The organism is Pseudomonas sp. EL_65y_Pfl2_R95, assembly GCF_963971045.1.
Lineage (GTDB): Bacteria > Pseudomonadota > Gammaproteobacteria > Pseudomonadales > Pseudomonadaceae > Aquipseudomonas.
This window is the reverse complement of sequence record NZ_CAXAOV010000001.1, coordinates 1,551,051-1,564,931: the sequence shown is the minus strand read 5'-3', so window position 1 is coordinate 1,564,931 and position 13,881 is coordinate 1,551,051. Positions and strand designations below refer to the sequence as shown.

General features: G+C 55.9%; 10 protein-coding genes. 9 read left to right on the top strand and 1 reads right to left on the bottom strand.

All coding sequences use genetic code 11. The features are described from left to right. Positions 1–8: 8 nt before the first annotated feature. Positions 9–2,654: a pyruvate dehydrogenase (acetyl-transferring), homodimeric type gene (gene aceE, locus AACY09_RS07320; protein WP_339486954.1), complete on the bottom strand. Its 2,646-nt coding sequence runs from the start codon at positions 2,652–2,654 to the stop codon at positions 9–11. A 264-nt stretch (positions 2,655–2,918) separates the two neighbouring features. Between aceE and glnE the strand changes: the two genes are divergently transcribed. From glnE to AACY09_RS07275, 9 genes are all read left to right on the top strand, one after another. Further along, complete coding sequence (gene glnE / locus AACY09_RS07315; RefSeq protein WP_339486953.1) at positions 2,919–5,867, top strand: bifunctional [glutamate--ammonia ligase]-adenylyl-L-tyrosine phosphorylase/[glutamate--ammonia-ligase] adenylyltransferase; 2,949 nt, start codon at positions 2,919–2,921, stop codon at positions 5,865–5,867. Positions 5,868–5,935: 68 nt separating this feature from the next. Beyond that, positions 5,936–6,859: a branched-chain-amino-acid transaminase gene (ilvE, locus tag AACY09_RS07310; protein ID WP_339486952.1), complete on the top strand. Its 924-nt coding sequence runs from the start codon at positions 5,936–5,938 to the stop codon at positions 6,857–6,859. Positions 6,860–6,960: 101 nt separating this feature from the next. Beyond that, positions 6,961–7,995: a lipopolysaccharide heptosyltransferase II gene (gene waaF, locus AACY09_RS07305; protein WP_339486951.1), complete on the top strand. Its 1,035-nt coding sequence runs from the start codon at positions 6,961–6,963 to the stop codon at positions 7,993–7,995. Further along, on the top strand, positions 7,995–8,996 hold the full coding sequence (waaC, locus tag AACY09_RS07300; protein WP_339486950.1) for a lipopolysaccharide heptosyltransferase I: 1,002 nt from the start codon (positions 7,995–7,997) through the stop codon (positions 8,994–8,996). The genes waaF and waaC overlap by 1 nt, the downstream gene beginning before the upstream one ends. Further along, entirely contained in the window at positions 8,996–10,123 is a 1,128-nt protein-coding gene (locus tag AACY09_RS07295; RefSeq protein ID WP_339486949.1) for a glycosyltransferase family 4 protein, read from the top strand. The genes waaC and AACY09_RS07295 overlap by 1 nt, the downstream gene beginning before the upstream one ends. Then, entirely contained in the window at positions 10,114–10,935 is an 822-nt protein-coding gene (gene rfaP / locus AACY09_RS07290; protein ID WP_339486948.1) for a lipopolysaccharide core heptose(I) kinase RfaP, read from the top strand. Before AACY09_RS07295 ends, rfaP begins: the two co-directional genes overlap by 10 nt. Then, positions 10,935–11,669, top strand: coding sequence for a lipopolysaccharide kinase InaA family protein (locus AACY09_RS07285; RefSeq protein ID WP_339486947.1), 735 nt, complete (start codon positions 10,935–10,937; stop codon positions 11,667–11,669). Before rfaP ends, AACY09_RS07285 begins: the two co-directional genes overlap by 1 nt. Then, the gene (locus tag AACY09_RS07280) at positions 11,666–12,412 is read left to right on the top strand and encodes a lipopolysaccharide kinase InaA family protein (RefSeq protein WP_339486946.1); all 747 of its coding nucleotides are present in this window, start codon (positions 11,666–11,668) and stop codon (positions 12,410–12,412) included. Before AACY09_RS07285 ends, AACY09_RS07280 begins: the two co-directional genes overlap by 4 nt. Next, positions 12,409–13,842, top strand: coding sequence for a lipopolysaccharide kinase InaA family protein (locus AACY09_RS07275; RefSeq protein ID WP_339486945.1), 1,434 nt, complete (start codon positions 12,409–12,411; stop codon positions 13,840–13,842). Before AACY09_RS07280 ends, AACY09_RS07275 begins: the two co-directional genes overlap by 4 nt. Positions 13,843–13,881 lie beyond the last annotated feature (39 nt).

The window sequence follows — 13,881 nt, the reverse complement described above, 5'->3', positions numbered from 1 at the left end:
TTCGCTCCTTAGCAGTCCAGTGGGTTGAGTTTTTCTGGGTTGATGCCGAACTTGGCGATGGCTTCAGCCACCACTTTCGGTTCGATATCACCGCGATCAGCCAAAGCTTCAAGTGCGGCCAGCACTACGAAGTGACGGTCAACTTCGAAGAAGTGACGCAGCTTCTTGCGGCTGTCACTGCGGCCGAAACCGTCAGTGCCCAGTACTTTGTACTCTTTGCTTGGAACCCATTGGCGAATCTGGTCCGCAAACAACTTCATGTAGTCGGTGCTGGCGATAACCGGGCCTTTACGGCCAGTCAGGCACTGCTCAACAAAGGTCTGCTCAGGCTTCTGCTCTGGGTGCAGGCGGTTACGACGCTCAACGGCCAAGCCTTCACGGCGCAGTTCGTTGAAGCTGGTAACGCTCCAGACGTCAGAGGCCACGTTGAACTCATCACGCAGAATTTTCGCGGCTTCACGAACTTCACGCAAGATGGTGCCAGAACCGAGAAGTTGCACATGGTGTGCGGCTTCTTTGGTGTCTTCTTCAAGCAGGTACATGCCCTTGATGATGCCTTCTTCGGCACCCTTTGGCATGGCTGGCTGCTGGTAGGCTTCGTTCATCACGGTGATGTAATAGAAGATGTTCTGTTGCTCTTCCATCATCAGACGCGTGCCTTCACGAATGATCACCGCCAGCTCGTAGCCGTAGGTTGGGTCAAACGTGCGGCAGTTGGGGATGGTTGCCGCCATGATGTGGCTGTGGCCATCTTCGTGCTGCAGACCTTCACCGTTCAGGGTGGTACGACCTGCAGTACCGCCGATCAGGAAGCCGCGGGTGCGGCTGTCGCCTGCGGCCCAAGCCAAGTCACCAATACGTTGGAAACCAAACATCGAATAGAAGATGTAGAACGGCAGCATTGGCTGGTTGTGGCAGCTGTAGCTGGTGCCCGCAGCGATAAACGATGACATCGCGCCGGCTTCGTTGATGCCTTCTTCGAGAATCTGGCCTTTCTTGTCTTCGCGGTAGAACATCACCTGGTCTTTATCGACCGGCTCGTACAGTTGGCCTACAGATGAGTAGATGCCGAGCTGACGGAACATGCCTTCCATACCAAAGGTACGGGCTTCGTCCGGAATGATCGGGACGATGCGCTGACCGAGTTCTTTGTCCTTGACCAACTGCGCAAGAATCCGCACGAAGGCCATGGTGGTCGAGATTTCACGGTCGCCCGAGCCATCAAGGATCGCTTTCAGCGTATCCAATGGTGGGGTTGGGATATTGAAACTGTTGGCACGACGCTGTGGGACAAAACCGCCCAGTGCTTCACGGCGCTTGTGCAGGTATTTGAACTCGGCGCTGCCTTCTTCTGGTTTGAAGAATGGCAGGTTCTCCAGCTGGTCGTCGTTGACGGGGATGTCAAAACGATCACGGAATTTCTTCAGGCTATCAACATCAACTTTCTTGGTGTTGTGCGCGGTGTTCTTGGCTTCGCCTGCACCGGTACCGTAACCCTTGATGGTCTTGGCCAGCACCACGGTCGGCTGACCTTTGTGGTTGACCGCGTCATGGTAAGCCGCATACATCTTGTATGGGTCATGACCGCCACGGTTGAGCTTCCAGATCTCATCGTCAGACAGGTCGGCGACCATGGCTTTGAGTTCTGGCGAATTGAAGAAGTGCTCGCGAACGAAGGCGCCATCTTTGGCCTTGTAGTTCTGGTATTCACCGTCGATCACTTCGTCCATACGGCGCTGCAGGATACCGTCGGTGTCTTTGGCCAGCAGTGGGTCCCAGAAACGGCCCCAAACGACTTTGTTGACATTCCACTGGGCGCCACGGAATACGCCTTCGAGTTCCTGGATAATTTTGCCATTACCGCGAACCGGGCCATCAAGGCGCTGCAGGTTACAGTTGATGACAAAGATCAGGTTGTCGAGTTTTTCGCGGCCAGCCAGCGAGATTGCACCCAGAGACTCGGGCTCGTCACACTCGCCATCGCCCAGGAAGCACCAGACTTTTTGCTTGCCTGCTGGGATGAAGCCACGGTCTTCCATGTACTTCATGAATCGCGCTTGGTAGATCGCCTGAATCGGGCCAAGGCCCATGGAAACAGTCGGGAATTGCCAGAAGTCCGGCATCAGCCACGGATGCGGATACGACGACAGGCCTTTGCCATCGACTTCCTGACGGAAGTTGACCATTTGTTCTTCAGTGATTCGACCTTCCATGAATGCACGGGCATAGATCCCGGGTGCTACATGGCCTTGGAAGTAGATCAGGTCGCCGCCGTGCTCTTCAGTCGGGGCCTGGAAGAAGTAGTTGAAACCGATGTCATACAGCGTCGCGCTGGAAGCGAAGCTGGAAATGTGGCCGCCCAGATCTGGATCGGCCAGATTGGTGCGCATCACCATTGCCATGGCGTTCCAGCGAACCAACGAGCGAATGCGGCGTTCCATAAACAGGTCGCCAGGCATGCGTGCTTCGTGGGTTACGGGAATCGTATTACGGTATGGTGTGGTGATTGCGTAAGGCAGTTGGGCACCGCTGCGGGTTGCCAGTTCGCCTAAGCGAGTCATCAGGTAGTGAGCGCGGTCTTCGCCTTCTTTGTCGAGTACAGACTCAAGTGCGTCCAGCCATTCCTGGGTTTCGACGGGATCGAGGTCTTGCATGGCTTGCTCCAGGGCGGAAAGGCTTCCAGAATCGGAGGCCAGGATTCACAGCCGGTTTTGTAAACTGGCCATTTAAAATTCTTGGATGTACCGGAGGTAGGGCCGGCGCCGTGTAGTTTTACTACATTTCGACGGCGATTTCAGCATTTTGGATACAATCTTTAGTAGCAAAACTACAATTTATTTAGTTGCAGTCTGTGTAAGCCGCTCTAGATCAGGGGTCTGGCCTATTTACGCAATTGCAGCCTGTCAAAAGGATAGACCATGAGCCTGCCCATGCTGGTCGCTTTACCCGCTAAGTTGCAAGCCCAAGCTGACAGCGCAAAGCAATCGCTGGGCAATGCCATGAGCGAATTGTCTGCGCAGGCGCTCAACCAGTTTGATAGCTGGCCAGCTGAGCGCCACGTAGCGCTGTTGCGGGTGTTGGCCTGCAGTGATTTTGTTCAGCAGCAGGCCTTGCGTGACCCGCAAATGTTGCTTGATCTGGCGGCCAGTGGAGAGCTTGAACGTGGCCTTGCGGGCGGGGAAATGCGTGGGCAGTTGGCGGCAGCGCTTGAGCAGTGCAGTGATGAAGACGGCATGGCGAGTCGCTTGCGGCGTTTTCGTAATCGGCAGCAGGTGCGGATCATCTGGCGCGACATCAACCGTTTGGCGGATTTGCGGGAAACCTGCAGTGATCTGTCTGAACTGGCTGATTCAAGTATCGATCTGGCCTACCACTGGTTGTATCCGCGCCACTGCGAGCAGTTTGGCACGCCCGTTGGGCGACGCACCGGCGAAGCGCAGCATATGGTTATTCTGGGGATGGGCAAGCTCGGCGCCCATGAACTCAACCTGTCGTCCGACATTGATCTGATTTTTGGCTATCCCGAAGGCGGTGAGACCGAAGGGGTTAAGCGGCCCCTGGATAATCAGGAGTTCTTTATTCGCCTGGGCCAGCGCTTGATCAAGGCGCTGGACGTGATTACCGTCGATGGCTTTGTATTTCGCACTGATATGCGTCTGCGTCCCTATGGCTCGTCGGGATCGCTGGTGTTCAGCTTCAATGCGCTTGAGCAGTATTACCAGGATCAGGGTCGCGACTGGGAACGCTACGCGATGATCAAGGCGCGGGTGGTTGGTGGTGATCAGGCCAGGGGTGCTGAGTTGCTGGAAATGCTGCGTCCCTTTGTTTATCGGCGTTATCTGGATTTCTCGGCAATTGAAGCACTGCGCAATATGAAGCAGCTGATTCAGCAGGAAGTGCGGCGCAAGGGCATGGCAGCGAATATCAAGCTGGGCTCTGGCGGTATCCGTGAGGTTGAGTTCATCGCCCAAGCGTTTCAGCTGATTCATGGCGGGCGTGACTTGAGTCTGCAACAGCGGCCGCTGCTGAAGGTGCTTGCCACCCTCGAAGGTCAAGGCTATCTGCCGGCTGCGGTAACCGATGAACTGCGCCAGGGCTACGAGTTCCTGCGTTACACCGAGCATGCCTTGCAAGCGATTGATGACCGGCAAACCCAGATGTTGCCGGACAATGATCAGGACAAGCAGCGCGTAGCATTGATGCTCGGGTTTGATGACTGGGCAGGGTTTCATCAACAGTTAATGCACTGGCGCGGACGTGTCGACTGGCACTTCCGCCAGGTCATCGCGGATCCTGATGAGGATGAAGGCAGCGCCGACTCGGATGAAGTCGTCGGCTGCGAATGGATGCCGCTGTGGGATGACGTGCAGGACGAAGAGTCTGCTTGTCGCCAGCTAGCCGAGGCCGGTTTTGCCGACGCCCAGGCAGCATGGCGTCGTTTGGTCGATTTACGCAACGGCAATCAGGTGCGCGCGATGCAGCGCTTGGGTCGCGAACGGCTGGATGCCTTTATTCCACGGCTCTTGGCCCAAGCCGTTGAGCACGACGACCCTGATTTGGTCATGGAGCGGGTACTGCCGTTGATTGAGGCGGTGGCGCGGCGCTCTGCTTATTTGGTGCTGCTCACGGAAAACCCAGGTGCGCTTGAGCGATTGCTGACCTTGTGCGCAGGCAGTCCCTGGATTGCCGAGCAGATTACACGCTTCCCGTTGCTGCTCGATGAGCTACTTAATGAAGGCCGCTTGTTCAATCCACCATTGGCGCCGGAGCTCGCTGCTGAGTTGCGTGAGCGGTTGGCGCGGATCCCGGAAGACGATCTTGAGCAGCAAATGGAAGCCCTGCGCCATTTCAAGTTGGCCCATCGTCTGCGTGTTGCCGCCTCTGAGATTACTGGCACTTTGCCGCTGATGAAGGTCAGCGACTATTTAACCTGGTTGGCAGAAGCCATTCTGGATCAGGTGTTGGCATTGTCCTGGCGCCACACCTGCGCCAAATATGGCACGCCCAAGCGCATGGGCGGGGACGATTGTGATCCGGGTTTTATTATTGTCGGTTATGGCAAGGTCGGCGGGATTGAGATGGGCCATGCCTCGGACTTGGATCTGGTGTTTATCCATGATGGCGACCCGCAAGCTGAAACCGATGGACCAAAATCAATCGATACCGCGCAATTTTTCACGCGTTTGGGTCAGCGCATCATCCATTTGCTGACAACACAGACGAACTCCGGTCAGCTTTATGAAGTGGATATGCGCTTGCGACCATCGGGCGCATCGGGTTTGCTGGTGAGTTCACTCGGGGCTTTTGAGCGCTACCAAGAGAACGAAGCCTGGACTTGGGAGCATCAAGCCATGGTGCGTGCCCGCATGCTGGTTGGTTGCAAGCTGGTGGCGGCTGAATTTGAGCGGGTCAGGGCCTCTGTTCTGGGGCGTAAGCGTGATCTGGACAAGTTGCGGGCCGAGGTCAGTGAGATGCGTGCGAAGATGCGCGATAACCTTGGAACGCGCAAAACCGCGGCGGGAACTGCTGAAAATGCTTTCAGTGCCGAATCCGAGTTTGACCTCAAGCAAGACGCTGGAGGTATCGTCGATATTGAATTTATGGTGCAATATGCGGCCCTTGCCTGGTCGCATGAGTACCCCGAACTGCTTGAGTTTACCGACAATATCCGCATATTAGAGGGATTGGAGCAGGTCGGCGCCTTAGCGGGAGATGATGTTCTGCTCTTGCAGGATGTCTACAAGGCGTACCGTTCAGCGGCTCACCGTCAGGCGCTACAAAAGCAGCCTGGGGTGGTCAGCGGTGATCAGTTTCATGAACAAAGACGCAGCGTCTTGCGAATCTGGCAGGTGCTGGGATTAACCTGAACTTAGCTCGGCTTTGCAGCGTAAGCGCTGGGCTGGTGTGTTTGAATCAAATTTGAGGACTAGCAATTATGTCGATGGCCGACCGTGATGGCGTGATCTGGTATGACGGCGAACTGGTTCCGTGGCGCGATGCAACCACGCATGTGCTGACCCACACGCTGCATTACGGTATGGGCGTTTTCGAAGGTGTGCGTGCTTACAACACCCCAGAAGGTACGGCTATCTTCCGTTTGGAAGCGCACACCGACCGCCTGTTCGATTCAGCTCACATCATGGGCATGACGATTCCGTTCAGCAAAGAGCAGATCAACGAAGCCACCCGTGCTGCGGTGCGTGAAAACAACCTTGAGAGCGCCTATATCCGCCCGATGGTGTTTTACGGATCAGAAGCCATGGGCCTGCGTGCGCACGGCTTGAAAACCCAAGTGATAGTTGCCGCCTGGAACTGGGGCGCCTACATGGGTGATGAAGCCTTGCAAGTGGGTATCAAAGTGCGTACCAGCTCCTTCACCCGTCACCACGTCAATATTTCGATGACCCGCGCCAAGGCTAACGGTAACTACATCAATTCGATGCTGGCGCTGCAAGAAGCGATCTCCGGCGGTGCTGATGAAGCAATGCTGCTTGATCCAGAAGGCTATGTGGCTGAAGGGTCTGGCGAGAACATCTTCCTGGTCAAAAATGGCGTGGTCTACACCCCGGAAGTCACCTCGTGCCTGAACGGCATCACCCGGGACACCATTCTGACATTGGCTGAAGAGCACGGGATCAAAGTGGTCGAGAAGCGCATCACTCGTGATGAAGTCTATATCGCTGACGAAGCCTTCTTCACCGGCACTGCGGCTGAAGTCACGCCGATTCGTGAAGTCGACGGCCGCAAGATCGGCGAAGGTCGTCGCGGCCCTGTAACCGAAGTGTTGCAGAAGGCTTATTTTGACTTGGTTACCGGCCAAACCAGCGCCCACGCGCAGTGGCGCACACTGGTTAAGTAGGGCCTGGAGTTAACCTGAAACAAGGAGGCATTCTGGCCGGTTGAGCGTTGTTCGCAACGTTTGCCGACGGGTCTGCCTCCTTGGTCGTTTCTGGAATGAGCATGAAAATACTGATCGTAGGCCCTAGTTGGGTGGGTGACATGGTGATGGCGCAGACACTGTTTCAGTGTCTCAAGGCGCGTCATCCCGACTGCGAAATCGACGTTCTGGCGCCAGATTGGAGCCGGCCGATTCTTGAGCGCATGCCTGAAGTGCGCAATGCCCTGAGCTTTCCATTGGGGCATGGTGCGTTGCAACTGGCGACGCGCCGTAAAATCGGTAAGTCGCTTAAGGGTCAGTACGATCAGGCTATCTTGCTGCCTAATTCACTGAAGTCTGCCCTGGTGCCGTTTTTCGCCGGTATCCCCATGCGCACTGGCTGGAAAGGCGAGATGCGTTACGGCCTGCTCAACGATGTGCGCACGCTGGACAAAGAACGCTATCCGTTGATGATCGAGCGCTTTATGGCGCTGGCATTCGAGCCCGGTGCAGAGCTGCCTAAGCCTTATCCAAAGCCATTGCTGGAGATTGATCCGGTCAGCCGGGATGCGGCGCTGGCCAAGTTTGGTTTGAGCCTGGATCGCCCGGTGTTGGCGCTGTGCCCGGGGGCTGAGTTTGGTGAGGCCAAGCGCTGGCCCAGCGAGCATTACGCCAAAGTCGCGGAGATGAAGATTCGAGCAGGCTGGCAAGTCTGGTTGTTCGGCTCGAAGAATGATCATGCGGTGGGCGAGGAGATTCGCGCCCGCTTGATTCCAGGTTTGCGTGAGGAGGCCTGCAACCTGTCGGGCGATACCAGCCTGGCGGAGGCAATTGATTTGCTGTCATGCGCTGGTGCTGTGGTCTCCAATGATTCAGGCTTGATGCACGTGGCTGCGGCACTGGATCGTCCACTGGTCTCGGTCTATGGCTCAACGTCACCGCAATTTACGCCGCCGCTGGCCGAGCAGGTTGAAATCGTGCGTTTGGGGATTGAGTGCAGTCCGTGTTTTGACCGCACCTGTCGGTTCGGCCACTACAACTGCCTGCGCCAGCTCAAGCCTCGCCCGGTGATTGAAGCCCTGGAGCGCTTGGTGGCTGACCCGGTCGAGGTTGAATAGTGCGGGTTTTGCTAATCAAGACGTCTTCGCTTGGCGACGTGGTTCATACCCTGCCTGCGCTGACTGACGCTGCGCGAGCCATTCCCGGCATTCAGTTCGATTGGGTCATTGAAGAAGGCTTTGCCGAGATACCGACCTGGCACCCGGCTGTGGCTAAGGTGATACCGGTGGCGATCCGTCGCTGGCGCAAAAGCCTGCTGCAAACCTTGAAAAATGGTGAGTGGACCCGCTTTAAGGCAAGTTTACGAGCCGATCGCTACGACCTGGTTATTGATGCTCAGGGATTGCTCAAAAGCGCTGTGGCGACCCGCTACGTCGATGCGCCCATTGCCGGGCTTGACCGCGACTCGGCGCGCGAACCCATTGCCTGTCGGTTTTATGATCGGTGCTATGCCGTGCCACGCGAGCAGCACGCATTAGAGCGCGTGCGTCAATTGTTCGCGCAAGCACTGGATTATCCATTACCGCAAACCCCGGCTGATTATGGCCTTGACCGTGCGGCGATGGCAGGTGAGGTCGGCGAGCCATATTTGTTGTTCCTGCACGGTACTACCTGGCCGAGTAAACATTGGCCGGAAGCTAACTGGCGTGAGCTGGTTAGGCTTATGACTGAGCAAGGCTGGGCGGTACGTTTGCCCTGGGGAAATGAGACCGAAAAACAACGTGCCGAGCGCATTGTCAGCGGTTTTGGTACCGCTCAGGTTTTGCCGAAATTGAATCTGATCGGTATGGCAAAGGTTATCGCCGGGGCTAAAGCCTGCGTTGCAGTCGATACCGGGCTCGGGCATTTGGCGGCAGCGCTTGATGTGCCGAGTATCTCGCTGTATGGCCCGACACTGCCAGGACGTGTGGGCGCATATGGTCGTTCGCAGGTGCACTTGTGCGCTCCCGGCCCTAATTCTGGGTTGGGCGATCGGCACAAGCCATGCTTTGAAAATCTACCCGCAAGTCAAGTGGCTGCCGCGCTCGACACATTGCTTTCAACCCAGGAGGCGGTGTAATGCGGTTGGCATTTATTCTCTACAAGTACTTTCCCTTTGGTGGCTTGCAGCGCGACTTTATGCGCATCGCCCTTGAGTGCCAGCAGCGCGGCCACAGCATTCGCGTATACACGCCGATTTGGGAAGGTGATGTGCCCGACGGCTTTGATGTGATTGTGGTGCCGGTCAAGGCGCTGTTCAACCATCGGCGCAATGAAAAATTGACTGCTTGGATCCAGGCCGATTTGGCCAGGCGACCGGTGGATCGCGTGGTCGGTTTCAACAAGATGCCGGGGCTCGACGTCTATTACGCGGCTGATGGTTGTTTTGAAGACAAAGCGCAAAATCTGCGCAACTCGATCTACCGCAAGTGGGGCCGCTACAAGCACTTTGCTGATTACGAGCGTGCCGTATTTGCTCCTGAATCGAAGACCGAGATCCTGATGATTTCCGAGGTTCAGCAGCCGCTGTTTATCAAGCATTACCAGACCCCGCTGGAGCGCTTCCATCTGCTGCCGCCGGGCATCGCTGTTGATCGTCGCGCCCCGGCCAATGCCGCTGAAATACGTGCTGAGTTTCGCCGTGAATTTAAGCTTGCCGATGACGACTTATTGCTGGTGCAGATTGGTTCCGGCTTTAAAACCAAAGGCCTTGATCGCAGTCTGAAGGCGCTAGCTGCATTGCCGCGCGACCTGAAGAAGCGCACGCGTTTAATCGCCATTGGCCAAGATGACCCAAGGTCATTTTTGCTGCAGGTGAAAACCTTGGGACTGTCTGATCAGGTGCAAATCCTCAAAGGCCGCAGCGATATTCCGCGCTTTTTGCTGGGTGCTGATTTACTGATCCATCCGGCTTATAACGAGAACACGGGCACCGTATTACTTGAGGCACTGGTTGCGGGGCTACCGGTGTTAGTCACTGATGTCTGCGGCTATGCCCACTACATCAGTGATGCCGATGCTGGACGAGTGGTGCCGAGTCCGTTTGAACAAGATCGCTTGAATACGCTACTGGCTGAAATGTTGGTCGATGACCAACAGCGCGCCGATTGGCAAAAAAATGGCTTAGCCTTTGCCGATATCGCCGATCTATATAGCATGCCGCAACATGCGGCCGACGTCATACTAGCGGAGCGCCCATGCGTGTAATGTTGAGCGAGCCCTTTAAAAGTCTGTGGGCAGGCAAAGACCCCTTTGTCGAGGTCGAGCAGTTGCAAGGCCAAGTCTATCGTGAGTTGGATGGTCGTCGTACGCTGCGTACGGTTGTGGCGGGCCGTGGTTTTTTCGTGAAAATTCATCGCGGTATTGGCTGGGGTGAAATCGTCAAAAACTTGCTGGTGGCCAAACTGCCTGTACTGGGCGCCAGGCAAGAGTTCGAAGCGATTGAGCGCTTGCAAGGTGTTGGCATTGACACCATGACCTGTGTGGCCTTCGGTGAACGAGGCCGTAATCCAGCCCAGCAACATTCGTTCATTATTACCGATGAGCTAGCGCCAACTATCAGCCTTGAAGACTACGCCGTCGATTGGCCGTCTCAGCCCCCGCAGCCACGACTCAAACGCGCCCTTATTAAGCGCGTTGCGCAAATGGTCGGTGAGATGCATCGCGCCGGGGTGAATCACCGTGACTGCTACATCTGTCACTTTTTGCTGCACACCGATAAGCCGGTGACCGCGGAGGACTTCAAGCTCTCGGTGATCGATCTGCACCGTGCTCAGCTTCGACAGGCAGTACCGCGGCGCTGGCGCGATAAAGACCTCAGTGCCCTGTACTATTCGGCGCTGGAAATCGGGCTGACTCAGCGCGATAAATACCGTTTTCTTTGCAGCTATTTTGCCGCCGCAGGGCGCCCACGAGCATTGCGTCAAATCCTAGCTGAGGAGCAACCTCTATTGGCCCAGTTAGAGCGTCAGGTGACAAAACTGTATGCGCGTAAGGTGCGTTATGGAGGCGCATTGTAATGGCAGGTTGGAAATTAGAAGCTGCTTACAGTGGTTTGGCCGAAGACTTTGGTAGTTTGGATGCAGTTTTTGCCCTGCAGGGCGACAAGATTACGCGCGATGCAATTTCCGAGGTGATTCGGGTTGAGCGTCAGGGCGTGCGCTACTACGTGAAGCGCTACAAGAGCGCAGGCAAGGGTTTCAGGCGGTATATCGGACGCACCCGGGTGCGTACAGAGTGCCGTAATTTAAAGCGCTTTGCGAAGTGGGGCGTACCGACCTCGCAGGTTGTGGCTTCAGGGCTTGAACGCAAGAATGGCGCATTTGTTCGCGGTGCCCTGATTACTCAGGAGTTACCAGATACTCAAGATCTGGCCGCCATGGCTATTGACCATGACCCGCGCTTGCAGCGAGCGCAATGGGTGACTCAGGTCAGCGAGCAAATAGCCGCGATGACCCGCTGCCTGCATGACAATAATTTCACGCACAATGACCTAAAGTGGCGCAATTTGCTGGTTGATGGTCAGGCTCAGGTATTCCTGATCGACTGCCCAACAGGGAGTTTCTGGTGGGGCGTTTTCCTGCAGTACCGGATCATCAAAGACTTGGCATGTCTCGATAAAGTCGCCAAGTACACCTTGTCGCGCACCCAGCGGTTACGCTTTTATCTGCAGTATGCTGGGCATCAGCGGATGGACGCTCGCGATAAAAGAAATGTTCGTCAAATTCTTAAATTCTTCGAGGGGCGAGAGTGAAAGATTTTATCGCCAGCGAGGAACAACGACTCCTTGCACGTCACAGCTTAGATAGCTTTGAAGCGTTATGGGCACTACAGCTTGAGGCTGTAGATGAGCCGAACACTGAGCGTGGCGGCTGGAGCACGGTGTTTCGGCTGGAACTAGAAGATAAAGCTTTTTATCTTAAGCGGCAGAGCAACTACCTGACCCATACACTGACCCATCCCTTGGGCGAGCCGACGTTTTCCCGCGAGTTTCGTAATATTCAGCGCTACAACGAGCTGGGCATTCCGGCGTTGCAGGCTGTGTTTTATGCGCAGCGCAAAGTGGCAGGTGAGCAGCGGGCGCTTTTGCTGACGCGAGCCTTGGATAACTGGCAAGATCTTGATCAGTTATTACCGGGCTGGGGCGTGATGCCGGTGGCCCAGCGTAATGCGGTGCTGGATGCCTGCGGTCTACTCGCCCGGCGGCTGCATGCCAGTGGTCAGGTCCATGGCTGTTTTTATCCCAAGCATATTTTTTTGCAGGCGCGTGGTGAGGTCTATACCGCGCAATTGATTGATCTTGAAAAAACCCGCCCTGCCTTGTGGGGTGACCGTGACCGCGTTAAGGATCTAGAGCCGTTACTGCGACGTGCGCAGGTGTGGACCGAAGCTGATGTGCAGCGCTTCCTCAGTGCCTACTTAGGCTCCAGTGCGAACATGGACCATTGGCTCGAACGCTTGACCAGGCGCCGTAAAACCAAGGCAGTTAGTGCATGAACCTGATTGAACTGCAGCGCGCTGGCCGCTCGCCGAGTCTCCCTTTAGCGCTTGAAGGCGTCGCCCGCTCAGGCATACAGCTACACAGCTTGTTGCGCGTGCTGCCAGGGCAGCGTTATGTCGGTAAGGCGTTGTGGGGTGAGCAAACAGTACTGGCAAAAATTCTGGTGGGGAAAAACGCTGAGCGGCATTTTCAGCGTGAGCGTGAAGGGGCGCGGTTGCTGGCCGCCCAGGGTCTGTTGACCCCTAAGCTACTTGAGCAGGGAAACCACCCGGGGCAGGGTGGCTGGCTGCTCTTTGAGTTTCTAGAAGGCGCTTTGAATCTCGCCGACGTGTGGCACAGCCTGCCGGCACATGCAGCGCTTAGCGATGCCCAGCGCGACTTGTTGGGTGAGGCCCTTGGGGTCATTGCCCAGATGCACCGTAAAGGGCTTTGGCAAGACGATTTACACCTCGATAATCTAATGCGCCACGACGCTCAGCTTTATCTGGTTGACGGGGGAGGTGTCTGTGCTGAAACGCCGGGCAGCGCCCTGAGTCGCAATAAGGTAATCGCCAATCTAGGGGTGTTTTTCGCCCAGTTGCCCGCCAGCCTCGATCCCTACCTTGAAGAGTTGCTGGTCAGTTACCTGCTGGTGAATGCCGAGCATGCCTTGCCGTTAGAAACTTTGCAGACAGAAATCAACAAGGTCCGGCGGTGGCGTCTGCGTGATTTCATGAGCAAAGTGGGCCGTGATTGCAGTTTGTTCAGCGTGCAGCGCGGGGCCTCAGCATTACGCATTTTCAAGCGTAAGGAACACGCCCTGCTTGAGCCGCTGTTAGCCAAGGCTGATGCAGCGATTGACGGCGGCAAAGCGTTGAAACGTGGCGGCTCCTCAACGGTGGCCGAAGTGCAGCTTGGCGAACGCAAATTGGTCGTCAAACGCTACAACATCAAAGGCTTTGTCCACTGGCTAAAGCGCTTCTGGCGACCAAGTCGCGCCTGGCACAGTTGGTGCGAGGGCAATCGCTTGGCATTTTTGGGGATTGCCACCCCTGCGCCGCTCGCGATGCTGGAGCTGCGCAGCTTTTGGTTACGACGAAGGGCGTATCTGATTACCGAACATGTTGCAGGTGAGGATATACTCTGCCGTTTTAGGCCATATGCCGCTTCAGATTCGCAGACGATGCCAGCAGAATCCGAACTTGAGGCATTGGAAGAGCTGTTTACGACGCTCAAGCGCGAGCGTATCAGTCATGGCGATCTCAAGGGCAGCAATATGTTGTGGCAAGGCGGCCGTTGGGCTTTGATTGATCTTGATGCCACGCAGCAGCACGCTTCTGAACGCAGTTTTGCACCGGCGTTTGCCCGTGACCGGGCACGGTTTTTACGTAATTGGCCAACGGACAGCAGCTTGTACCAGCTGCTTGATCAGCGTTTAGCTAAATAAATAAGTGCTGCACTGCTTGAACAGTGCGGCAGATTTCAA